This is a genomic window from Microbispora sp. NPDC046973, assembly GCF_040644495.1.
Taxonomy (GTDB): Bacteria; Actinomycetota; Actinomycetes; order Streptosporangiales; family Streptosporangiaceae; genus Microbispora.
In genome coordinates, this window is record NZ_JBEYWQ010000001.1 from 75,723 (window position 1) to 97,545 (window position 21,823).

At 73.0% G+C, this 21,823-nt stretch carries 22 protein-coding genes and 1 riboswitch; of the genes, 11 read left to right on the forward strand and 11 right to left on the reverse strand.

Features of this window, described 5'->3' with window-relative positions:
* Positions 1–154: 154 nt before the first annotated feature.
* Positions 155–1,438 (forward strand): LCP family protein, encoded by a 1,284-nt coding sequence (locus tag ABZ860_RS00365; protein ID WP_357212901.1) that lies wholly within the window; start codon positions 155–157, stop codon positions 1,436–1,438.
* Between the two features lie 54 nt (positions 1,439–1,492).
* Here the strand turns inward: ABZ860_RS00365 and ABZ860_RS00370 are convergent, their stop codons facing one another.
* Positions 1,493–2,143, reverse strand: coding sequence for a GPP34 family phosphoprotein (locus ABZ860_RS00370; RefSeq protein WP_357212903.1), 651 nt, complete (start codon positions 2,141–2,143; stop codon positions 1,493–1,495).
* Between the two features lie 43 nt (positions 2,144–2,186).
* On the opposite strand from ABZ860_RS00370, the gene ABZ860_RS00375 reads away from it, so the two are divergent.
* The 5 genes from ABZ860_RS00375 to ABZ860_RS00395 all read left to right on the forward strand — a co-directional run bounded on the left by ABZ860_RS00375 (position 2,187) and on the right by ABZ860_RS00395 (position 9,152).
* The gene (locus tag ABZ860_RS00375; RefSeq protein WP_357212906.1) at positions 2,187–2,792 is read left to right on the forward strand and encodes a TenA family protein; all 606 of its coding nucleotides are present in this window, start codon (positions 2,187–2,189) and stop codon (positions 2,790–2,792) included.
* Between the two features lie 22 nt (positions 2,793–2,814).
* Entirely contained in the window at positions 2,815–3,693 is an 879-nt protein-coding gene (locus ABZ860_RS00380; RefSeq protein ID WP_204051266.1) for an Fpg/Nei family DNA glycosylase, read from the forward strand.
* 157 nt (positions 3,694–3,850) lie between these two features.
* The gene (locus ABZ860_RS00385) at positions 3,851–4,174 is read left to right on the forward strand and encodes a rhodanese-like domain-containing protein (RefSeq protein WP_357212909.1); all 324 of its coding nucleotides are present in this window, start codon (positions 3,851–3,853) and stop codon (positions 4,172–4,174) included.
* Positions 4,175–4,229: 55 nt separating this feature from the next.
* Positions 4,230–4,346: riboswitch (TPP riboswitch) on the forward strand.
* Complete coding sequence (locus ABZ860_RS00390) at positions 4,337–5,677, forward strand: cytosine permease (protein WP_357212912.1); 1,341 nt, start codon at positions 4,337–4,339, stop codon at positions 5,675–5,677. (Overlaps the previous riboswitch by 10 nt.)
* Before the next feature lie 118 nt (positions 5,678–5,795).
* Positions 5,796–9,152 (forward strand): BTAD domain-containing putative transcriptional regulator, encoded by a 3,357-nt coding sequence (locus ABZ860_RS00395; protein WP_357212915.1) that lies wholly within the window; start codon positions 5,796–5,798, stop codon positions 9,150–9,152.
* A 3-nt stretch (positions 9,153–9,155) separates the two neighbouring features.
* On the opposite strand, the gene ABZ860_RS00400 is transcribed toward ABZ860_RS00395, so the two are convergent.
* The 6 genes from ABZ860_RS00400 to ABZ860_RS00425 form a co-directional block, all read right to left on the reverse strand.
* Positions 9,156–11,159, reverse strand: a complete 2,004-nt coding sequence (locus ABZ860_RS00400; protein ID WP_357212917.1) for a peptidase domain-containing ABC transporter — start codon at positions 11,157–11,159, stop codon at positions 9,156–9,158.
* The gene (locus tag ABZ860_RS00405; RefSeq protein WP_357212920.1) at positions 11,156–11,458 is read right to left on the reverse strand and encodes a hypothetical protein; all 303 of its coding nucleotides are present in this window, start codon (positions 11,456–11,458) and stop codon (positions 11,156–11,158) included. The genes ABZ860_RS00400 and ABZ860_RS00405 overlap by 4 nt, the downstream gene beginning before the upstream one ends.
* Before the next feature lie 39 nt (positions 11,459–11,497).
* Positions 11,498–12,511 (reverse strand): TIGR04500 family putative peptide maturation system protein, encoded by a 1,014-nt coding sequence (locus ABZ860_RS00410; protein WP_357212922.1) that lies wholly within the window; start codon positions 12,509–12,511, stop codon positions 11,498–11,500.
* Entirely contained in the window at positions 12,508–13,524 is a 1,017-nt protein-coding gene (locus tag ABZ860_RS00415) for an MvdC/MvdD family ATP grasp protein (RefSeq protein WP_357212925.1), read from the reverse strand. Before ABZ860_RS00415 ends, ABZ860_RS00410 begins: the two co-directional genes overlap by 4 nt.
* Positions 13,525–13,592: 68 nt before the next feature.
* A complete protein-coding gene (locus tag ABZ860_RS00420; protein ID WP_357212928.1) occupies positions 13,593–13,754 on the reverse strand; it encodes a hypothetical protein in 162 nt (53 codons plus the stop codon).
* Between the two features lie 186 nt (positions 13,755–13,940).
* Complete coding sequence (locus ABZ860_RS00425) at positions 13,941–14,501, reverse strand: methylated-DNA--[protein]-cysteine S-methyltransferase (RefSeq protein ID WP_357212931.1); 561 nt, start codon at positions 14,499–14,501, stop codon at positions 13,941–13,943.
* Between the two features lie 104 nt (positions 14,502–14,605).
* Between ABZ860_RS00425 and ABZ860_RS00430 the strand changes: the two genes are divergently transcribed.
* Positions 14,606–16,609, forward strand: a complete 2,004-nt coding sequence (locus tag ABZ860_RS00430) for a PAS domain-containing sensor histidine kinase (RefSeq protein ID WP_357212934.1) — start codon at positions 14,606–14,608, stop codon at positions 16,607–16,609.
* Between the two features lie 150 nt (positions 16,610–16,759).
* Positions 16,760–17,212 (forward strand): ATP-binding protein, encoded by a 453-nt coding sequence (locus ABZ860_RS00435; RefSeq protein WP_357212937.1) that lies wholly within the window; start codon positions 16,760–16,762, stop codon positions 17,210–17,212.
* A 103-nt stretch (positions 17,213–17,315) separates the two neighbouring features.
* Here ABZ860_RS00435 and ABZ860_RS00440 read toward each other — a convergent pair whose 3' ends face one another.
* From ABZ860_RS00440 to ABZ860_RS00455, 4 genes are all read right to left on the reverse strand, one after another.
* Positions 17,316–17,825, reverse strand: a complete 510-nt coding sequence (locus tag ABZ860_RS00440) for a GNAT family N-acetyltransferase (RefSeq protein WP_357212940.1) — start codon at positions 17,823–17,825, stop codon at positions 17,316–17,318.
* A gap of 26 nt (positions 17,826–17,851) precedes the next feature.
* Positions 17,852–18,514 (reverse strand): membrane protein insertase YidC, encoded by a 663-nt coding sequence (gene yidC, locus ABZ860_RS00445; RefSeq protein ID WP_357212942.1) that lies wholly within the window; start codon positions 18,512–18,514, stop codon positions 17,852–17,854.
* Positions 18,515–18,587: 73 nt separating this feature from the next.
* The gene (locus tag ABZ860_RS00450) at positions 18,588–18,869 is read right to left on the reverse strand and encodes a DUF6412 domain-containing protein (protein ID WP_357212944.1); all 282 of its coding nucleotides are present in this window, start codon (positions 18,867–18,869) and stop codon (positions 18,588–18,590) included.
* A gap of 1 nt (position 18,870) precedes the next feature.
* Complete coding sequence (locus tag ABZ860_RS00455) at positions 18,871–19,038, reverse strand: hypothetical protein (protein WP_357212947.1); 168 nt, start codon at positions 19,036–19,038, stop codon at positions 18,871–18,873.
* A 259-nt stretch (positions 19,039–19,297) separates the two neighbouring features.
* On the opposite strand from ABZ860_RS00455, the gene ABZ860_RS00460 reads away from it, so the two are divergent.
* From ABZ860_RS00460 to ABZ860_RS00470, 3 genes are all read left to right on the forward strand, one after another.
* Complete coding sequence (locus ABZ860_RS00460) at positions 19,298–19,846, forward strand: nitroreductase family protein (RefSeq protein WP_357212949.1); 549 nt, start codon at positions 19,298–19,300, stop codon at positions 19,844–19,846.
* Positions 19,847–19,942: 96 nt separating this feature from the next.
* Positions 19,943–20,656: a response regulator transcription factor gene (locus ABZ860_RS00465; protein ID WP_357212952.1), complete on the forward strand. Its 714-nt coding sequence runs from the start codon at positions 19,943–19,945 to the stop codon at positions 20,654–20,656.
* Complete coding sequence (locus ABZ860_RS00470; RefSeq protein ID WP_357212955.1) at positions 20,653–21,768, forward strand: ATP-binding protein; 1,116 nt, start codon at positions 20,653–20,655, stop codon at positions 21,766–21,768. The genes ABZ860_RS00465 and ABZ860_RS00470 overlap by 4 nt, the downstream gene beginning before the upstream one ends.
* Positions 21,769–21,823 lie beyond the last annotated feature (55 nt).

Consider the following 21,823-nt stretch of genomic DNA (forward strand, 5'->3'; position numbering starts at 1 on the left):
CCACCGTAACGGCTGGAATCTCTCCTGTGTTTCCCGGCAGCCTTTACTGACTGCTTAGAGGGCGTCTGGGTACCGTGAAGAAGGGGACGCATCGGCAAAGACTTCCGCCGCTGCGGTCAAAGCAGTCGTAAGACGCCGAGGGCTGGGGGTTCACGTGGCCGACGAGGATGAGGCGACCCGTGCATACCGGCGTTCGGCGCAGCCCCCGCCGGCACAACCCCATACGGCACAACCCCGTACGGCACAGCCCCCGGCGGGGCAGCCTCCGGCCGGTCGGCCCCGGGCGGCCGCGCCGGCGGGGTCCGGCAGGGAGGACACGGTTCCCCGGGTCCGGTCCAAGGTGTACGGCAAGCCGCGTTCCGGCGACACCCCGGTCCGGCCGCTCGGCGGGAGCAGGCACGAGGCCGGGGACGGGGGAAGCGCCCCGCATGGCGGTGGCGGCGGCCCGACGGGCCGTGACGGGTCCGTGCGCGGCGGCGGACGCGGGCCGCGCCGGACCGGCAGGACCATCCTGCGGATCGTCGTCGTGGTGGTCGTGCTCCTGCTCGTCGCCGCCGTCGCCGGATATTTCTGGATCGGCTCGCGGCTCCGGCCGGTCGAGTCGCTGACCGACTACGACGGGCGGCCCGCCGAGACGCCGGGCGAGGACTGGCTGCTGGTCGGGTCCGACAGCCGGGCGGGCCTGACGGCGGCGCAGCGCAGGAAGCTCGCGACCGGCAAGGCGGTCGGCAAGCGCACCGACACGATGATGCTGCTGCACATCCCCGACAGCGGCCGGCCGACCCTGGTCAGCCTGCCCCGCGACTCGTACGTCCCGATCGAGGGGCACGGCAGCGGCAAGCTGAACGCGGCGTACGCCTTCGGCGGCCCGGAACTGCTGTCCAAGACGGTCGAGCGGGTGACCGGCATCAGGATCGACCACTACATGGAGATCGGCTTCGGCGGTTTCGTCGGCATCGTGGACGCGATCGGCGGGGTCAACATCTGCGTGAAGCAGGACATCAAGGACCCGAAGGCCGGGATCGACCTGAAGAAGGGCTGTCAGGACATGGACGGCGGCACGGCGCTGGGCTACGTGCGCACCCGGGCCACCGGCGCCATCCCGGACTTCGAGCGCACCCAGCGGCAGCGTCAGTTCTTCTCCGCCGTCGTGCAGAAGGCCGCGAGCCCGGGCACGCTGATCAACCCGTTCACCTCGGTCCCGCTGGCGCTGAGCGCGGCCGACTCGGTCTCCGTCGACCCCGGCAGCGGCCTGTTCGACCTGCTGTCGGTCGGACTGGCCATGCGTGAGGGGCCCGTCGCCACCGCCGTGCCGATCGGCTCGCTGCCCACGATCGGCGGCCAGGCGGTGGTCAAGTGGGACACCCAGAAGGCGCTGCGCCTGTTCGAGGCGCTCGCCGCCGACAAGCAGGTGCCCAAGGACGTGATCACCAAGTAGCTCTCGGGCTCCCGAGTGATGCGCACGGCCCGCGGGCCGTGCGCATCACAGGGGTCAGCTCCCGGCGGTGGCGGCGACCGTCGCGGCGGTGGTGGCGGCGGCCACGGCGGCGTGGATCGAGGCGATCGTCTTGCGGACCGCCGCAGCGGTCCACTGGCCCTCGGCGATCTCCTTGATCCGGCCCTTCGGCGCGTCGGGGAACGCCTTGCGGTCGAGCTTGGCGGCGTGCATGACCGCGATCAGGACCGCCGTCCGCTCGTCCGGCTCGGCTCCGGCCAGCACGTTCAGGACGCGCTCCCGCACGCCCTGCTCGTGGCTCGGGTCGAGCTCCGGATAGCGCGTGGTGGGGAAGATTCCCAAGATCTTGCCCATCTGCTCGCTCAGCACGCCCCGGGCGGCGAGGCGGGTCAGCAGCCGCTTGCGCACCCTGCCCGCGCGGAGTTTGCCCACCCACCAGTCGGCCTTGCGCGGCCCGCGCTCCTCGGCGATGCGGGTGAGCGTCGCGTCCAGCTCCTCCTCGCCCACCGGGGTGGGATCGACGGGCACGACCTTCGCGCCGTCGAGGTCCACCCGGCGGCGTACGGCCAGCTCCGCGAGCAGGGCCCCGGCCAGGGCGCAGTCGAGCTCCACCGAGCCGATGATCGGCTTGCCGGTGTCCTCCCGGTAGGCCAGCAGCAGCACTTCCTCGGCGATCGTCAGCGTCACGGAGACGAGCCTAACTCGCGGGTTACGGCCACAATGAGCCCTTATGGGAATCTCTACGGACCTGCACGCCATCGGGCGGCCGATGCTGGACGCCCAGCTCGCGCACCCGACCGTACGCGGCATCGCGGCGGGCGACCTGCCCGAGGCGGTCTTCCGGTCGTGGCTGGAGCAGGACTACCTGTTCCTGCTCGACTACGTCCGGGTGTTCTCGCGGCTGGCCTGGCAGGCTCCGGACGCCCACCTCGGCGACCTGGTCGACCTGGCGCACGCGACGTGGCACGACGAGCTCGACCTGCACCGGTCGCTGGCGGCCGGCTTCGGCGCCGACCTCGACGGCGCGGTGAAGGGGCCGGCCTGCGCGGCGTACACCTCGTTCCTGCTGGAGTCGGCGGCGGACTACGGCGAGGGGCTGGCGGCTCTCTACCCCTGCATGTGGGGCTACTCGACGCTCGGCCGGATCCTGGCCGCCGACCCGCCCGCCGAGCCGCGCTATCGGGCCTGGGTGGACACCTACGCCGACCCCGGGTTCGCCGCGCTCGCCGCGCGCATCGCCGTGATGATCGACGAGGCGGCTCCGGACCCGGCGCGTGCCCGGGAGCTGTTCGTCCGGGGCATGGAGCACGAGCTCGCGTTCTGGGACGTCCCCTGACCGGCGGAGCTAGTGTGAGGGCATGCCGGAGCTGCCCGAGGTCGAGGCGCTCGCCGAGTTCCTCCGCGAGCACGCCGTCGGCCATGCCGTCATCGGGGTCGACGTAACCGCCTTCCAGGCGCTCAAGACCGTCGACCCTCCCGTCACCGCGCTCGCCGGGCTGCTCGTCACCGGCGTGGCGCGGCACGGCAAGTTCCTCGACGTCGACTGCGACGGCCTGCACTTCGTCACTCATCTGGCCCGCGGCGGCTGGCTGCGCTGGCGTGACGACCTCACCGGGGCGAAACCGGTGCGGCCGGGCAAGGGCCCGCTCGCGGTCCGGGTGAGGCTGTCGCCGGGCGAGGACGGCCGCGCCCCCGGGTTCGAGCTGACCGAGGCGGGCACGCAGAAGCGCCTGGCCGTCTACGTGGTGCGCGATCCGGAGGACGTTCCCGGCATCGCCGGGCTCGGGCCCGACCCGCTGGCCGAGGACTTCACGCCGGACCTGCTCAAGACGATCGTGGGCGGGAGCCGCGCGCAGATCAAGGGCCTGCTGCGGGACCAGAAGGTGATCGCGGGCATCGGCAACGCCTACTCCGACGAGGTGCTGCACGTCGCGAAGATGTCCCCCTTCAAGATCGCCGGAACGCTGACGGACGGCCAGGTCGCCGACCTGCACGACGCGATCGTGAGCACGCTGCGGGACGCGGTCGGGCGGGCCAGGGGGCTGGCCGCCAAGGACCTCAAGTCGGAGAAGAAGTCGGGTCTGCGCGTGCACGGCCGTACGGGCGAGGCGTGCGAGGTGTGCGGCGACACGATCAGGGAGGTGTCGTTCGCCGACTCCTCGTTGCAGTACTGCCCGACCTGCCAGACCGGCGGCAAGCCGCTGGCCGACCGCCGGCTGTCCCGCCTGCTGAAGTAGGCCCGCGAAGGAGCACCCCGTGGAGCTCGCCGGCCGGCGCCGCGCGTCGAGCGCGTCGAGCGCGTCGAGATCGGCGACGAACCGGGCCGCGGACCACCGTGGGTCACAGCTCGCCGCATGGGCCCGGGCATCGGCGGTGTGCCGTCAGAATGGGCGCATGACATTGCCGGAAATCGCCCCCGAGGCACTGCCCGAGGACGCGTACCTGCTGGACGTCCGCGAGAACGAGGAGTGGGTGGCCGGCCACGCTCCCGGCGCCGTCCACATCCCGCTCGGCGAACTGCAGGTGCGGGTCGACGAGGTGCCGCACGACCGGCCGGTGTACGTGGTCTGCCGGGTCGGCGGCCGGTCGGCGCACGCCGCGATGTGGCTCAACCACATCGGCAGGGACGCCGTGAACGTGGACGGCGGCATGCGCTCCTGGGCCGCCGCGGGGCGTCCGATGGTGAGCGAGACCGGTGAGGCGCCCTACGTGGCGTAGGGACCGGGGCGGCGTAGGAAAACGGTCAAAGAAGTGTCATAATCCCAAAGACATCATCAATACCCGCGGGAGCTCGGGCGTGACCGGGCTGAGAGGGCGGATCCACATCGTGCCGCCGACCGCATGAACCTGTCCGGATAATGCCGGCGTAGGGAGCGTGTGATGACTTCTGCCGTCGTCGACGACGCGCACGCGGAGGTTCCGCTCACTCTTGACGAGGAGGCTCCGAGGACCCTGGGCGTGCTCGACCAGGGCGCCTTCTGGGCCAACCTCGGCGTCAGCCTCCTCGGCTTCTCGGGGGCGCTGTTCCTGCTCGACCCGCTGGGCGGCAAGCCGCTGACCTTCACCGCGGCGGTGCTCGCCGCCGTCGTCGGCAGCCTGCTCGGGACGGCGATGGTCGGCCTGGCCGCGATCCCCGGCGTACGCACCGGGCGGCCCGCGATGGTGCTGCTGCGCGGCCTGTTCGGGGCCCGCCTCTCGTACATCCCGACCGTGCTGAACATCGTGCAGATGCTCGGCTGGGGTGCCTTCGAGCTGTGGGTCATCGCCAACGGCGCGCAGGCGCTGTTCGGCACGGCGGTGCCGTACGCGGTGTGGGCGGTCGCGGCGGGCGCGCTGACGATCGCGCTGACGATCCGGCCGCTCGGCGCGCTGCGGCTGCTGCGGCGGTACGTCACGGCGGGCGTGGTGATCGCGATGATCTGGCTGTCGGTCGCCCTGTTCCGGCAGGGGCCGTCCGTGGGGGGCGGCTCCTGGGACGCCTTCGCCCCCGCCGTCGACTACGTCATCGCGCTGTCGGTGTCGTGGGTGCCGATGGCCGCGGACTACGCCAGGCACTCGCGGTCGAGCGGCGCGGCGTTCACCGGCGTGGTCGTCGGATACACGATCGCCCAGGTGGCCTGCCTGGCCCTCGGCATCGCCGCGCTCGCCCTGGTCGGCAACGACGGCGACAAGGTGTGGGACCCGTTCGTGGCCGCCCCTCTCGGAGTCGTGTTCTTCGGCATCCTGGTGCTGCGCGAGGCCGACCAGTCGTTCGCGAACGTCTACTCGACGACCGTGTCGATCCAGAACCTCGCGCCGCGCTGGGACCGCCGGGCGATCTCGGTCGTGATCGGCCTGCTCACGACCCTGATCGCGCTGTTCGCCGACGTGAACTCCTACGGCGCGTTCCTGAGCGTGATCGGGGCCGTGTTCGTGCCGATGTTCGCCGTGCTCGTGGTGGACTACTTCCTGCTCGGCGGGGCCGCCCGGTGGAACACGGCCGAGGACGCCCCCTCCCGCTGGCTCATGATCGTGCCGTGGATCCTCGGGTTCGCGGCGTACTGGATCGTGACCTCCACCCCGACCGTCGGCTGGTGGGACGGGATCTGGACCGAGGTCCGCCTCGCCCTCGGGTTCGTCCACCAGCCCTGGATGAACGCGGCGCTCGCCGCGTTCCTCGTCGCCGGGCTGGCGACCGTGGCGCTGTCTCTCCCGGCCCGCCGCCTGCGGGAGCGCCGTTAGAGGCGCGCGGCTCCTCCCTCCGGCCGGTCTCTCACCCATAGGCAAGTGAGTTGCAAGACGACGCCTCGAGACTGCCGCCCAGGGAAGGCCCGCGCCGGCCTTCACCGGCAGGGAGGCCGTGGGGGCAGTGGAATTCCGGGTTCTGGGTCCTTTCGAAGTCCGGGACGGCGAGGCGCCGGTCGGCGTCGGAGGCCCGCGGCAACGGGCCGTCCTGGCCCGGTTGGTGCTCGCCGCGGGCGCGGTCGTCTCGACGGACACGTTGATCGAGGACCTCTATCGCGGCACGCCGCCGGCGACCGCACTCGAGTCGATCCACGTCTACGTCTCGAACCTGCGTCGTGTGATCGAACCGCAGCGGGCGCCGCGCACCCCTCCCCGGCTCCTCGTCGCGAAACGCCCCGGGTATCTGCTCGCCACCTCGGACGTCGACGCGCTGCGGTTCGGCAAGCTCGTCGCCGACGCGGAGCGCCGGCCGCCCGCCCGGGCGCTCGCGCTGCTCGACGAGGCGCTCGGGCTCTGGCGCGGCCTGCCGTACGCCGACTTCGCGGGCGAGCTGTGGGCCGCCACCGAGGTGAGCCGCCTCCACGAGCTGCGGCTGGTCGCCGTCGAGCGCCGCGCACAGGCACGGCTCGACCTGGGCCGGCCCGAGGCGGTGATCCAGGACCTGGAGGCGGAGGCCGGGGAGCATCCGCTGCGCGAACGGCTGTGGTGGCTGCTGGCCCTCGCGTACTATCGGGCCGGTCGCCAGGCGGACGCGCTGGCCACCTTGCGGCGTGCCAGGAGCCTCATCGCCGATCAGCTCGGGCTCGATCCGGGCCCGCAGCTGCGGGCGTTGGAGAAGGACATCCTCCGCCAGGCCCCGTCTCTCACCGCCCCGTCTCCCACCGGTCCGCATTCCCCCACCTCCTGCGAGCCGGCCGTACCCGCGTCCGCCCGGCCGGCTCCCGGGGAGGCGCGCTCGCCGCACGGGCGTGACCGGCAGCTCGCGGAGATGGAGGCGATGCTCGGCGGCGGGGTGAGCACGATCGCGGTGACGGGGGAACCGGGCATCGGCAAGACCTGGCTGCTGAAGGCGTTCAGGGACCGGTGCGCGGAGAGGGGACACCTGACCCTCTGGGGTGGCTGCCACGATCTCGACAGCGCACTGCCGCTGCGGCCGTGGATCCGGGTTCTGCGCTCGCTGGAGCGCGTTCATCCGGCTCCCGACCCCGGGGCCCTGGCCGGGCTGCTCGGCGAGGAGGCCCCGCAGGAACCACCACAGAGGCCGGCGCGGGAGTCGGCACAGGGATCGGCACAGGGGTCGGCACAGGGCGCGCGTCAGCGGCGTCATCAGGCCGTCGCCGACTGGCTCTGCGCCGCCGCCCGGGACCGGCCGATCGTGGTCGTCCTGGACGACCTCCAGTGGGCCGACTCGGCGACCCTGGGGCTGCTGCGCGACGTGACGGCGCTCGCCGGCGAGGCGGCGGAGGATGTCCCGCTCACGCTGGTGACCGCGTTTCGGGACACCGCCCGGGCCGGACCGCTCGATGACCTGCTCGCCAGGTTCGCCCGATACAACCTGCTCCGCGTCCGGCTCGGGGGCCTCGAAACCCCGGCCATCCGGGCCATCGCCGTGACCGCGGGCGCGGAGGTCGACGAGCGGACCGTCCACCTGCTGGCCCGGCGCACCGGCGGCAACCCGTTCTTCGTCCGCGAGACGGCCCGGCTGCTCGCGCAGGGCCGCCCGCTGGAGACGGTGCCCGACGCCGTCGCCGGCCTGATCCGCCAGCGGCTGGCGGCGCTGGATCCGCGGGTCGCCGAGGTGCTCGAGATCGCCGCGGTGATCGGCAGGGACTTCGATCCCGGCGTCGTGGGCGAGGCGTGGGCGGCGCCCGTGTACGACCTGCTGGACCAGGCCGTGCGGACCGGCCTGGTCGTCGTCGCCGGGCGCCGGACGGGTTTCGCCCACGACCTGGTGCGGGAGACCCTCCTGCGGGAGATCCCGCCGCTGCGCAGGGCCGTCATCCACCGGCAGGTGATGAACGCGCTGGTCGACCGGCCCGGCGCCGACGTCGCCGTCATCGCCCACCACGCGATCCACGCCGGGCCCGTGGCGTACGCGGAGGCGGCGCACTGGGCCGCCGCGATGGCCGAGCAGTCGGGTCTCCGCCTGGCCTACGAGGAGGCGGCCACCTGGTGGGGCCGTGCGGTCGAGGCGCACGGGGCCGCGGCCGGCGACCCGGCCGACCACGTCGAGCTGCTGCTGCGGCAGGCCCGCGCCCTGCTGGACGCCGGCGACGCCCTGGCCGCCAGAGGCGTGCGGGCGCGGGCGATACGGGCGGCCGACCGGGTGGCGGGTCCCGACGGGCCCGTGCTGCGCGCCCGGGCGCTCACCGCGCTGGACGCGCCCTCGATCTGGAACCTGCGCAACCCGTACGAGGAGGTCGAACTCCAGCTCGTGCACCGGTTCGAGCGCGCGCTGGACGCCGTGCCCGAGACCGCCGGCCCCGAGCGGGTGCGGCTGCTCGGCGGTCTGGCCCAGGAGCTGTACGACGGGTCCGACGACCCGCGCTGCCACCTCTACTCGGCGCAGGCGGTCGAGACGGCCCGCGGGCTCGGCGATCCGCACCTGCTGATGCGTGCGCTGAACGCCCGCTATCTGTCGATCCCCAGCTCGATCTACACCGAGGAGGCGCGGGAGATCGCCGGGGAACTCGAAGACCTGGGCCACAAGACCCGGACCCCCGAGTTCGAGCTGCTCGCGCAGATGATGTGGACCTACCGCCGCATGGAGGTGTTCGACATCGCGGGAGCGGACGAGGCGGCCGCCCGGTGCGACGCCATGCTGGCCCGCATGCCGCTGCCCTGGCCGCGCTTCCAGCACACGATGTGGCGGGCGGGGCGGCTCACGCTCTGCGGACGCCATGACGACGCCGAGGCCCTCTACGCCGACCTCGACCGGCAGGCCGGACGCATCGGCATGTGGTACGCGGGATCCGTCGTGTCCCTGGGTCGCATCCTCCTCGCCTACGACAAAGGGACGATGGGCGAGGCGGAGCCCCTGATCGGCTCGATCGCCGGCGCCAGCCCTTGTGCCGACCAGGCGCTCCGCGTGCTCCTGCGGGGTGAGCGAGGCGGCAGGGAAGAGGCGCGCGAGCCGGCCGCCGGCGGGTGGCGGCAGGCGCCGCGCGACTGGTCGTGGCTGACCCTGACCTGTCTTCAGGGGGCCGCGCAGGCGGCGGTCGGCGACGTCCACGCCTGCGCGGCCACGTACTCCGCCCTCCTGCCCTACGAGGGACGGATCTCCGTCGGAGCCGCCATCGCCTTCCTGGGGCCGGTGGACTGGTTCCTGGCGATGCTCGCCTCGGCGACGGGGGACGACGACGCCGCGGCGCGCCACCTCGCCAGGCTCGCGCGGCTCGCCGGCAGGGCGGGTCTCACCGGGTGGCGGGACCGCGCCGTCGCCGCGGCCGGTCGATCGCGCCGGGCCGGATGAGGGCTACCGCGAGCGCGCGCCGGCCGCGACGAGCGCGGCGTACGCGCCGCCCTGGGCCATCAGCTGGTCGTGGGTGCCGCGTTGCACGACGCGTCCGGAGTCGAGGACGAGGATGAGGTCGGCGTCCCTGACCGTGCTCAGCCGGTGGGCGATGACGATCCGGGTCTGGGGGAGCCGGGCGAGGTTCGCCTCGACGGCGGCTTCGGTGGCGCTGTCGAGGTTGCTGGTGGCCTCGTCCAGCAGCGGCACCTTGGGCCGGGCCAGCACGGCGCGGGCCAGGGCCAGGCGCTGCCGCTGGCCGCCGGACAGCCCGCCGCCGTCGGTCAGCACGGTCTCGTATCCCATGGGCATGGCCGTGATCTCGTCGTGCAGCGCCGCCAGCTCGGCGGCCTGTGTGATCCGCTCCAGCGGCGCGTCGGGGTCGTTGAGCGCGATGTTGTCCCGGATGGAGCCGTTGAACAGGGCCACATCCTGGGTGACCACCCCGAACTGGCGGCGCAGCGTGCTCAGGTTCAGCTCGGCGGCGGGGACGCCGTCGTAGCGGATCTCGCCCTCGACCGGGGCGTGCAGCGCCAGCAGGAGCCGGGCCAGCGTGCTCTTGCCCGAGCCGGACGCTCCCACCAGCGCGACCTTCTGCCCCGGGTGGATCGTCACCGACACGCCGCGCACGGTCCACGGCCCGCGCGGGTCGTGCCGGAAGCCGACATCGCGCAGCTCGATCGCGCCGCGCAGGCGGAGCACCTCGATGCCCTGGCTCGGCTCGGGGGTGGAGGCGAGGATGTCGGTCAGCCGGTCGAAGCGCGCGCCCGCCTGCTGGAGGCTCTGCAGGCCGGCCATGAGCGAGGCGAGCGGGGTGAGCGCGGCCAGCACGACGGCGTTGAGCCCGATGAGTGCGCCCGCGCTGAGCTGCCCGTCCAGCACCCGCCAGGTGCCGAGCCACAACAGCCCGAGCGGGGTGATCACGCGGATCGCCGACAGCGCGGCCTCCAGGAGGCCGTGGGTGAGCCCGCTGCGCACATCCGCGTCGAGCTGCCGGGCGAAGTGGGACGACCACTGCTCCATCGCCCTGCGTTCCGCGCCCGACGCCTTGAGCGTCTCGATCCCGCTGATCGTCTGGATGAGGCTGCTCTGCGAGGCCGACAGCGCCGCGAGCTCCTGCTGAGCCAGCCGGTGCACGCGGCGGGACATGACCGCGAGCAGCGCCGACTGCAGCGCGACCACGCCGGTCAGCGCCGCTCCGAAGACGGGGTCGCGCAGATAGACGAGCGCCAGGTAGCCGACGGCGAGCGGCCCGTCGAGGAGCGCGGTGACGATCTGGCCGGTGAGCAACTCGCGCAGCGTCGTGACGCTGGTGGCCCGGGTCACCAGGTCGCCGGTGCCGCGCCGGGTGAGCACTCCCACGCCGAGCAGCGGGAGCAGGGCCGAGGCGCCTCGCGGGATGACCGTGTCGAGCAGCAGCTCGGTCAGCAGCGGCAGGGCCAGGCCCAGCACCTGCAGCAGCAGCGAGGCCGCGATGACCTGCACGAGCAGTCCGCGCCGCCGCCGCAGCAGCGTGCGCACGAACTCCCGCCGCCACGCGCCGGCCAGCGACGACGACCCGCGCCGGAACCCCTCCCCCGGCTCGAAGACCAGCAGCACCCCGGTGAAGGCGGCGGAGAACTCCTCCTGGGTCAGCCGTCGCCGCCCCTGCCCGGGATCGACGATGTCCACCCGGTCGGGCGACCACCGCTCGACCACCACGAAGTGGTTGAACTCCCAGTGCGCGACGGCCGGAAGCGGCACCCGGGCCAGGTCCTCGGGATCGAGCGAGAACCCGCGCGCCTTGAGACCGTGCTCACGGGCGCCCTGCAGGAGCGCGCGGGCGCTCAGCCCGTCACGGCCGACACCGAGGCGTTCCGACAGCTCGGTCAGCGTGACGCGGTGGCCGTGATGCGACAGCACCATGGCCAGGCACGCGGCGCCGCACTCGGTGGGCGTGTTCTGCAGCACCACCGGGACACGCCTCACCGGGCCGCCTCCGCGACCAGCACCGCCACGACCACTCCGGCGACCGCGAGCACGGCCACCGTGATCCACAACAGCAGGAACGACGACCCCCGGAGCACGACCGGCACGCCCGGCTCCCGGCGGCGTACGGCGTGCCGCCGCAGCGCCTCCTCCCGGAAGACGCCGCGCTCCCGGCCAGGGGCGGGGAGGACCGGCGCGACGACGGGCCGGGTGGGGCCGGGATCCGGTGCCGGCGTGGGGGACGACGCGGTCATCGGCGTCGCCTCGTGCCGCTCACGGCGTCGCCTCGTGCCGCTCACGGCGTCGCCTGTGCTGTTGACGGCGTTGCCTCGTGCCGTTCAGAGCCAGTGCCAGGTGATCTCGGCCGCGGCGCGGCGGGCCGCCATGAACGCGGCGAAACCCGCCCGTCCCGCGGCGGCCGGCGTCGCCGGGTCATCGAGGTCCGCCGGCCGCCGGTCGCGAACCACACCGAACAGGTGCCCGGCGCGATACGACACCGGCCCCACGACCTCGCCGGCCGCGGCGCCCCTGAGCGGTTCCGGCAGTTCGCGGGCGGCCCGGACCGCCGCCGTCACGTCGAGGTCGCCCTTCGACAGCACGGCCGTGCCGAGGGCCGCCAGCGGTTCCCCGGACGCGGCGAGGCCGGCCAGCCGCTCCGCGCTCCCCGTGGCCCATACCGCCCAGACCTGGTCGAACTCCTCGGGATGGCGCTCCAGGTAATCCCGTGCGGTCTCCCGCTCGATCCGCGCCCTCACCCGCCGCTTCAGGGCGAGCCCGTGGATGTGGTTGTCGTAGGCCTCCTGGGTGAGCCCGACCTCGCGGAGCCAGCGCAGCATCCGCTCACGGGTGCGCAGCCCGCGCCGCAGCCGGTAGGCGTCCGACGCCTCCTGCAGCTCCTCCCGGGTCGGCTCGGGCTCACGCGCGATCAGGTCCTCCAGGACGCAGTGGTCGACCAGCTCCTCCTGCATCGACGGATCCCGATCGGCGCGGGCGCGCAGCGTCAGCAGCGCGTTCTGGATCAGCAGCTCACGCCCGTCGACGGTCACGACCCGTCCCGAGGCCCAATGAGTGGAGTGGTCCACCGTCCAGGGGACGCCGTCGTCGGCGGGGGCGGTCAGCGCCACGGTTCCACCGTCCGGATGACCGAGCACCAGGTCGTAGTCCACCACCGGGCTGCCGGGCCGTACGTCGGTCACGAGCTGGGCCCGCACGTCCGGGTGGCCGGCCCGCCAGAGCTCGGCCGCGCGCCGGGCCGCCGCCACGCCGTCGCGCGTACGCGGCAGGCTCCGCAGCAGTTCCACCGCCTCGGCCAGGACGCCGGCGAAGGAGGTCTCCTCGATGTGTGCGGTCATGCGGTTTCCATCGTGGTCTCGGGCATCGTGGCCTCGGGCCTGGGGGCGGGTTCCGCGGCGACGAGCCAGTCGGCGATCGCCGCGGAGATGGGCAGGCCGGTGGCCGACTCGATCCAGCCCCACTGGCCGGTGGGGTTGATCTCCAAGTACACGTACCGCCCGCCGGGGGTGAGGATCATGTCGATGCAGCCGTACGGCAGGCCGAGCGAGGCGGTCAGCGCCAGGCAACGGCGCTCCACGTCCTCCGGCAGCCGGTGGACGCCGTACGCGGAGAAGCTGCGCTCGTAGTGGCGGTAGTCGTACCGGGTCGTCCGCGAGCCCTGGGAGTGGATCTCGGCGGCGAACACCCGGTCCCCCACGACCGTGATCCGCAGCTCGATCGCCTTGTCCACGTACGGCTGGAGGATCACGGGGGAGGCGCCGAGCCGGTGCCGATGAGTGAGGTGCCGCCGGGTGACCGGCGTGGTGTAGAAGACGTGCTCCTCGCCGCCGACGTGGAAGGGGACGTACTCCACCTGCTTGGCGATCAGCTCGCCCCCCGCCTCCTCCCAGAACGGGATCAGCTCCTCGGGGTCGTTGGTGACGAGCGTCTCCGGCGTGGTGAAGCCGAGCCGGGCCGCCGCGGCGAGGTTGAGCAGCTTGTTCTGCAGCCGGATGACGTCGATGGTCCGGCCCGGGAACCACCGGGCGTCGAGGGTGTCCTCCCAGCCGTACAGCAGGATCTGCGCGATCTTCTCGACGTATCGCCGATGGTCGTCGCCGGTCACCGAGTCCGGCGCCCGCGACGGAGAGGGCCGGCGGTTCCAGACGGCGCTGAAGAGGGACGTGTCGTACGTCCTGCCGCCGGTGCGCAGGCTGTGGCGCCAGCCCTCGTCCGTCAGCCGGGAGGTGATCCGGCTCTCGGCCGGGTAGTCGCCCGGGTCCCACCACAGGAACTCCGCCCCGCGTTCGCGCAGACGCGGGACGACCATCTCCACCGAGGCGTCGTCCGCGGCGCTGAGAATCAAGATCAACGTACTGTTTCCCGTCGAGGAGGCGGCGTGGCCGGGCGCCCGGCCACGCCGCCGTGCTGGTCCGGCCGTCAGATGCGGACGTCGATGGGGTCGCTGCGCCCGCCACCGAGGGAGGAGGACACCCAGGCGCATTCGGGGCCCATCAGCGGCGGCAACCCGCCGACGACGTCGTCCAGGAAGTCCTCCGGCAGTTCGGCGTCCCCGTTGAGGTCGTCGATGCGAACAGACATGCTTCTCACCACCTTTCATTCGGATTGGCGGCATGCCGGGAAGCCCGCCCACGGCCGGAGAGCCGCGGCGGGACGAAGCCGGTATGCCGACACCGAAGAAGCCTGGCGAGCGCGCCTAAAGGCGCACTTGTGATCTCTAAAGACGCCCGGAGGGCGCCGGCGCCCGAGGGGAGTCCGGGGTGGTGGTCAGAGGGCGCCTTCCAGGCGGAGCAGGTGCTCCTTGGCTCCCGGGCCGCCGGCGTACCCGCCGAGCGCGCCGGGGCCCTCCACCGCCCGGTGACACGGCAGGAGCAGGCAGACCGGGTTGCCGGCCAGGGCGTTGGCCACCGCGCGGGGCGCCTGCGGCCGCCCGATCCGCTCGGCGATCTCCTGGTAGGTGGTGACGCTGCCGTACGGCACGGCCGGCATGAGCTGGATCACCGTACGGCTGAAGCCGGTGACCAGGCGCAGGTCCACCGGAAGGGAGAAGGTGCGCAGCCTGCCCGTGAAGTACGCGTCCAGTTCCCTGCGCAGGGGGTCGAGGCGGCGGGGGTCGGGCCCGATGAACGAGCCGACGGCGCGGGAGACCCGGGCGAAGACCTCGTGCTCGTCCTCATAGGTGCAGGCCAGCACGCCGCGCGCGGTCACCGCGAGGACCAGGCGGCCCACCGGCGCGTCCATGGTGCCGAAGGCGACCTCGGGCGGGGCCACGCCGACGTAGCCCGGCGAGGTCACGCGGAGCAGGGCTTCGAGGTCCTCGGTGGACATGGGCGCCCCACTTTCTCTTCTCTGCGTGCAGGCAGCGTATCGGAGCGGTCGCGAGGTGACGGAAAACCCCAAGATCAAAAGGTGAAAGCGGGCACGATGGGGACGTGGGTGACAGCAGCGTGGACGGCCGGGCGGCGGACCTCGCCCCCGCGGTCCCGGACACCGTGGCTGCGGACGCCGGGGTTCCCGACGCCGTGACTGCGCACGCCGGGGTTCCGGACGTCGCGGCCTTCGGTGACGCGGCCTTCGATGACACGGTCTTCGGCGACGCCGAGGAGGGCCTCGCGCGTGCGGTCCTGGCCGGCTCCCCCGACGCGATCGTCGCGCTTGACCGCGACCTGGCCGTGCTGAGCTGGAACGCGGCGGCCGAGCGGCTGTTCGGCTGGCCCGCGTCCGATCTGCTGGGCAGGCGGGCCCCGATCGTGCCCGACGAGCTGATGGCCGAGCACAACGCCGTGCTCGAACGCGTACGCGCGGGCGGCCGGGTGTCGCTGACCACCAAGCGCCTCCACCGCGACGGGCGGCTGCTCGACCTGCGGGTGGACACGAGCGCGTTGAACTCACCGGGCGGTGCCCTGCTCGGATATGTGAGCGTCTACCACGCCGCGGAGGACGACGACGCCGCGCACGGCAGGATGGTGCGGCGTGCCCGCCTGGTGCGGCGGCTGACCGACGTGGTCGGCGACATCAACGCCGAGCTCGACCTGCCCGTCGTGCTCGACCGCATCGCCGCGAGCCTGACCGAGCTGACCGGCGCCGACGCCGGCGGTTTCGTCTCCATCGAGGGGGAGCGGCTGCGCCTGGTCGGCGTCCACCAGTTGCCCGAGACGCTGCGCGGGGCCACCGCAGGGCTGCACACCAGCCTGGTCGCCAAGCTGCTGCGCACCGGCAAGACCGTGCTGCTCGAGACCGGCCCGGAGGGCTTCCAGGACCTCATCTGGGCCCGCCTGCCCGGCCTGCACACGATCGCCGTCGGCATCGCCGCCGTGGGCGGGCGTCCCTATGGAGCGCTCTACGCGTTGTTCGCCCGGCGCAAGGCGAGCCATCTGGAGCTCGAACTGCTCGAACTGCTCGCCGGGCACGCCGGCATCGCGGTCGCCAACGCGATGGCGTACCAGGACGCGGTGCGGCAGCGCGCCCACGAGCGTGCCGTCTTCGACGCCAGTGCCGACGGCATCGCGGTGCTGGACGGCGCGGGCGCGGTCGTGCGGTGGAACCCCGCGGCGGCCGAGCTGACCGGCCACCCGGCGGACCGGGTGATCGGGGGGCCACCGCCGTTCCCGCTGCCGGCGCCGGGGGAGAAGCTCACCTTCCAGCTCCCGTCCGGCCGATGGCTCGACGTGCTGTGCGCGGAGATCCGGGAGACGGGGGAGACCGTCGTCGACTTCCGCGACGTGACCCGGGCCAAGGAGCTGGAGGAGGCCAAGGACCTGTTCCTCGCCACCACCAGCCACGAGCTACGTACGCCGATCACGATCGTGCACGGCTTCGCCAGCACGCTCGATTCGCGCTGGGACCATCTGTCCGACGGGGAGCGGCGGTCGGCGGTCCACACGATCGCCGAGCGCGCCCGCTCGCTCGGGCAGCTCATGGACCACCTGCTGCTCGGCGCGCGGGCGGGCGCGGAGGAGCTGAAGGTCAGGGTCGAGCCCTTCGACCTGGCCGCCCGGGTGCACGCGGCGACGCTCGGGCTGCCGGTCCTGTCCGACCGGCACCGGCTGGAGGTGGACATCCCGCCCGATCTCCCCTTCGTCTACGGGGACGCGCTGGCCACCGACATCCTTCTGGCCCAGCTGCTGGAGAACGCGTTCAAGTACTCCCCCGACGGCGGGCTGATCCGAGTCGAGGCATGGCCGGAGGACGACCGGGTCGTGCTGGTGGTGGACGACGAGGGAGTGGGCATCGCGGCGGACGACCGGGAGCGGATCTTCGAGCGGTTCGTCCAGGCCGACAGCGGCAACCGGCGCAGGTTCGGCGGGGTCGGGCTCGGGCTCTACATCGTGCGCAACCTCGCCCGCGCCCAGGGCGGGGACGTCGCCGCGCTGCCCCGATCCGGCGGCGGAACCCGCATGCGCCTGGTGTTGAACTCGGCAGGATCTTCGTCCTGACGGGACAGATCGGAGCGTGGCGTCACCACTTAAGGACTGAACTATTGTCCAATGTGCACAAGCTGTGATCCGGGGCACGGTTTCCCGGCCGAGTAAGCGGGGCATTTCGGTCGTACTGGCTTGTGCAGCAGGAACGGGGGGAACGGGGAGGTGAGTGCGTCGAGCGTCGTGATGCTGCCGTACGCACCGTCGAGCGTCGCCGTCGCACGTCAGCGCCTCAGCGCCGATCTTTCGAACGCGGGGCTGCTCGCCTCCGCCGTCGACGACGTCGTTCTGATCATGAGCGAACTGCTGAGCAACGCGCTGCGCCACGCCCACCCTCTCCCGTCCGGGCAGCTCAAAGTGGCTTGGCTCTGCTCGGACACCCAGGTCGAGGTGGCGGTGAGCGACGGCGGCGCGTATACGGAACCGCGTGCCGGCCGCCCGACGCTGTCGTCCCTCGGCGGCCGCGGGCTCGGCATCGTCGAATATCTGGCCGAGCGCTGGGGGGTCAGACACGAGGAGGAGGCGACCACCGTCTGGGCCGTCGTCTCCGCCTCATGGCCTGCCCAAAACGGGCATCCCGAGCTGTCCGAAACCCCGGTGCTGCGCGAGGTCGGCTGAACGCCCCTGCCGCCGGGCTCCGCCCCTGCCGTCACGCTCCGCCGTCATGCGCTGCGCCTCTGTCGCTACGCCGCGCCCCTGTCGCTACGCCGCGCCCCTGTCGCTACGCCGCGCCTCCGCCGCCGAAGGCGTGCTCCATGCACACCAGGTCGCCGCGGGGGTCCCACGACTCGGTGACGATGAAGCCGAGCCGCTCGTAGAGGGCGATCGCCGTCGTCCGCCAGCGCCACACCGACAGCCGTACCGACCGCAGACCGGTCGCGTGCGCCCGGGTGAGCGCGGCCCGGACGAGCGCGCCGGCCGCGCCCCTGCCGCGCTCGCCCGGGTCGACCCACAGCCGTTTGATCTCCGCCCGCCCCTCGACGGGGGCCGCGAGCACCACGCAGCCGATCGCGGCGTCCCCGTGACGCGCGACCAGCACGACGTCGTCCGCGAACGCCGCGCCCGGGTCCTCGACCTCCACCCGGTAGCGCTCGGGCAGATGCGCCGGGCCGGCCACCGGCACGCCCTTCTCGGCCTCGGTGCGCAGGTGGTAGGCGGCGAGGAGCGCCCGCAGGTCGTCCCCGCCGGTGTCCCCGGCCGCCCAGGTCACGATCGCGTGGTCACGGGTCATGCCGTCAGCATTCCAGCTCCCCGGTCTCACGCGGTGCGCGGATAGAGCACGGCCCGCTCGGCCGTCGTCCAGGCGCTGCTCACGAGCAGGTAGACGCCCGCCGCGAGCGGGAGGAAGGCCGCCACGGCCACGGTCCAGAACGGCGCGAGGAGCTGGAGGCGCCGCATCGGCGCCGTGGGCTCGACCCTGCGGGCGGTGATCACGGCCACGGCCACGAGGAGCGCGAGCAGCCCGGCGAAGACCAGAGCCGGCGGGCTGACCAGGCCCGCCCCGGCGACCGCGGCCGCGAGGTGCTCCCCCAGTGGCACGCCGAGCACGCTCTGCGCCAGCAGCAGGTTGGGGTGGCCCGCGATCACGGCGGCCGTGAACAGCCGGTAGGTCACCATGAAGAACGGCGACTGCGCGAACGCCGGAAGGTAGCCGGTGAACTGGCCGACGCCCTCTTTGGCGTACACCGCGTTCACCTCGCGCAGGAGCCGCTGCGGGTCGTTCTTCCACCGCGTGCGCAGCCGGTCCACCTGGGGAGCGAGCCGGGTCCGGATCCGCTGGGCACGCGCGACGCGGACGCTGAGCGGCAGCAGCGACAGCCGTACGGCGAGGGTGACCAGGACGATCGCGAGCCCGGCGCCGGTGACATGGCTGAGCGCTTCGATGAGCCGGTAGGCGGGGTCGAGCACGAAGTCGAACATGGGAAGCCTTTCGTCTGAGACCTTCTGCCGATGGATGAGGGCATGACGAAAGCGCTCGTGACCGGATGGCCGGTCAGACGAGCGCAGGGCTTCCAGATGGTGCGCGGGGACGAGGACGGCCAGGCGTGCCGGGATCGCGCAGCCTGACCATCGCCGTCTCACCGGTGTACGACGGCCTGCCCGGCCCCTGGCGCAGAACGGGGACGCCGGTCAGGCGGCAGAGCATCCAGGCGAACACCAGGACGGCCGCGCCGGCCAGGCCGGCCGCGGTCAGCGCGCCGGGGCCCGAAGACCCGGCGGCCGACACGGCCAGCAGCCAGACGAGCGATCCGATGGTGGCCTGGAGAGCGTTCACGTCAGCGGGACATCTTCCCGACGACGGTGACCGCCACGACGGCGACGAGGGCGATGATCCCGATGATGAGCAGGAACTTCAGCGTCGCGAACAGTGCGGGGATCACGAATCCGAACACCAGCCAGAGGGCCAGGAGGATCCCCAGTACGGTCAGTACGGTACGGGCCATGGCCCCAAGGTACGCGGTGGCACCGACAACCGCGAGCTTGATCCAGAATCGGTTCGCATACCCGCGATCCATGAGGTTTCACGTGAATCATCGTGTTCGGCGGCAGTTCGCCAACAGACGGTCGTGGCTCCGCTGCCGGCCCAGGCGGCCCCACCGGCGGTCCTCACCGCGTGCGCCGTAGACTCCACATGATCCCTGCAGATCGTGGCGATCTTGACGCGGCTGCTCGGCGCACACGACCCGGTCCACTGGCTGAGGCATGAACGTTCCACAACTCACACCGGCCCTCCACGGGCGTTTCAGTCCTCTGCGCTTCGATCCGCACCATCGGCTGTCCGGCTCGGACGTCGAAACCCTGCTGGAGGCGGCCCGATGGGCTCCGTCCGCCGGCAACGCGCAGCCCTGGTCGTTCCATCTGCGCCGCCGGGGAGAGGACGGGCACGAGCACCTCGTCGCACACCTCGCCGGCAGCTCGCGCCGATGGGCGCCTGCCGCCAGCGCGCTGGTCGTCAACCTGGCCCATCACGAAGTGGACGACAGCGGCATGCTCTACTCCGAGTTCGCCGACTACGACCTCGGCCAGGCGGTGGCCCACATGACGGTGCAGGCCCATGCGATGGGCCTGTCCTGCAGGCAGTTTCGCGCCTTCGATCTCGAAGGGCTGCACACCCTGCTCGGCGTCAGGCCCGGTTGGCGCATCCTCACGATGACGGCCATCGGCGTGCCGCTCCGGGACGACGGAACACCTCCTCCGCGAGAGCGCCGGAGCATCGTGGACCTGCGCACCGCAGGAGTCTCGTCTCCCTGATGTGGATACGCGGCGCGACGGCGCCGCGAGCGGCCGGTTCTTACGAGACGATGACGGGGCTCGGCCCGGTGGCCCGGCGGACTTACCGTTGAGAGCGTGCCGCCCTCGAAGACTCCTCCGAATCCCGCCCGCGTCCTCGTGGTGGACGACGACCCCACCGTCGCCGAGGTGGTGGCCCGCTACCTGGAGCGGGACGGGCACGAGGTCGAGTGCGTGGGCGACGGGGCCGAGGCGCTGCGGCGGGCCCTGGCCGACCCGCCCGACCTGATGGTGCTCGACCTGATGCTGCCCAAGCTCGACGGCCTGCAGGTCTGCCGCAAGCTGCGGGAGCGCTGGCCCGTCCCGGTGATCATGCTGACCGCCCTCGGCGAGGAGATGGACCGGGTGGTCGGCCTGGAGACCGGCGCCGACGACTACGTGACGAAGCCGTTCAGCCCGCGCGAGCTGGCCCTGCGGGTGCAGTCCGTGCTGCGGCGGGCCCGCGGCGCGCTGGTGCCGACGGGCACCGGCGTGCTGCGCGACGCAGACCTGGTGGTGGACGTCGGCGCCCATGAGGTGCGCCTGGGCGGCAAGGAGATCACCCTGACCGCCCGCGAGTTCGACCTGCTCGTCTACCTGCTGCGCAATCCCCGCCAGGCGTTCAGCCGCACGGCCCTGCTCGACCAGGTCTGGGGCTGGTCGTTCGGCGACTCCTCCACGGTGACGGTCCACGTGCGCAGGCTCCGGGAGAAGATCGAGGACGACCCCACCGACCCGCGCCGGATCGTCACGGTCTGGGGCGTCGGCTACCGTTACGAGCCGCTGTCATGATCGTCCAGATCGTCGGGGTCGCCGCCGGGCTCGGTCTCGTCATCGCGGCCCTCGGCCTGGCGCTGCTGCGGGTGCTGCGCCGCCGGTCGATCGGCGTGATGCTCGCGGTCGTCGCGGCCGTGACGGTCTCCGCGACGCTGGCCGGGGTGGTCGCCATCACCCTCGCCATGATCATCGACGGGCGGCCGAAGAACATCGTGCTCACCGTCGTCGGCATCGGCGGCCTGGTGGGCCTCGGCGTCGCGCTGGTGAACGCCCGCACGGTGGTGCGCGCCAGCAGGAGCCTCGTCGGCGCGCTGGAGAGCGTCCCGCCCTCCGGCCGGTTCACCCCGCCGCCCGCGCCGCTCCCCGCCGAACTGCAGACCATCAGCACCGCGCTCGAGCAGGCGTACGAGCGGCTGCGGCTGGGCCGCGAACGCGAGCGGGCGCTGGAGAGCGCGCGGCGCGAACTGGTCGCGTGGGTCAGCCACGACCTGCGCACCCCCCTCGCGGGCATGCGGGCGATGGTGGAGGCCCTGGAGGACGGGGTGGCCGACGACCCCGAGACGGTCAAGCGCTACCACGTCCAGATCAGGGTGGAGGTCGACCGGCTCGCCGGGATGGTGGAGGACCTGTTCGAGCTGTCGCGCATCCACGCGGGCACGCTGCGGCCCGCGCTCACCCGCACGGGACTCGGCGACCTCGTCGCGGACACCCTCGCCGCCGTCGAACCGCTGGCCCGCGCCGAGGGCGTGCACCTGACCGGCGGGGCGGACCCGCGGGTCCCGGTGCAGGCGGACGCCGGGCAACTCGGCCGGGCCGTACGCAACCTGGTGGTGAACGCCATCCGCCACACGCCCGCCGGAGGCACGGTCGTCGTGCGGGCGGTGGCGGAAGGGACGACCGCGCGCCTGTCCGTGCTGGACGGCTGCGGCGGCATCCCGGAGGAGGACCTTCCCCGGGTCTTCGACGTCGCGTTCCGCGGCGAGGCAGCGCGGACGCCCGGCCCCGACGGCGGCGCCGGGCTCGGCCTCGCGATCGCGCGGGGCATCGTGGAGGCCCACGACGGCGAGATCGGCGTGGTCAACGAGGGCCCCGGCTGCCTGTTCACGATCACGCTGCCCCTGGCCTGAGAGCACGGCTGGCCTGAGAGCACGCTGGCCTGAGAGCACGCTGGCCTGAGAGCAC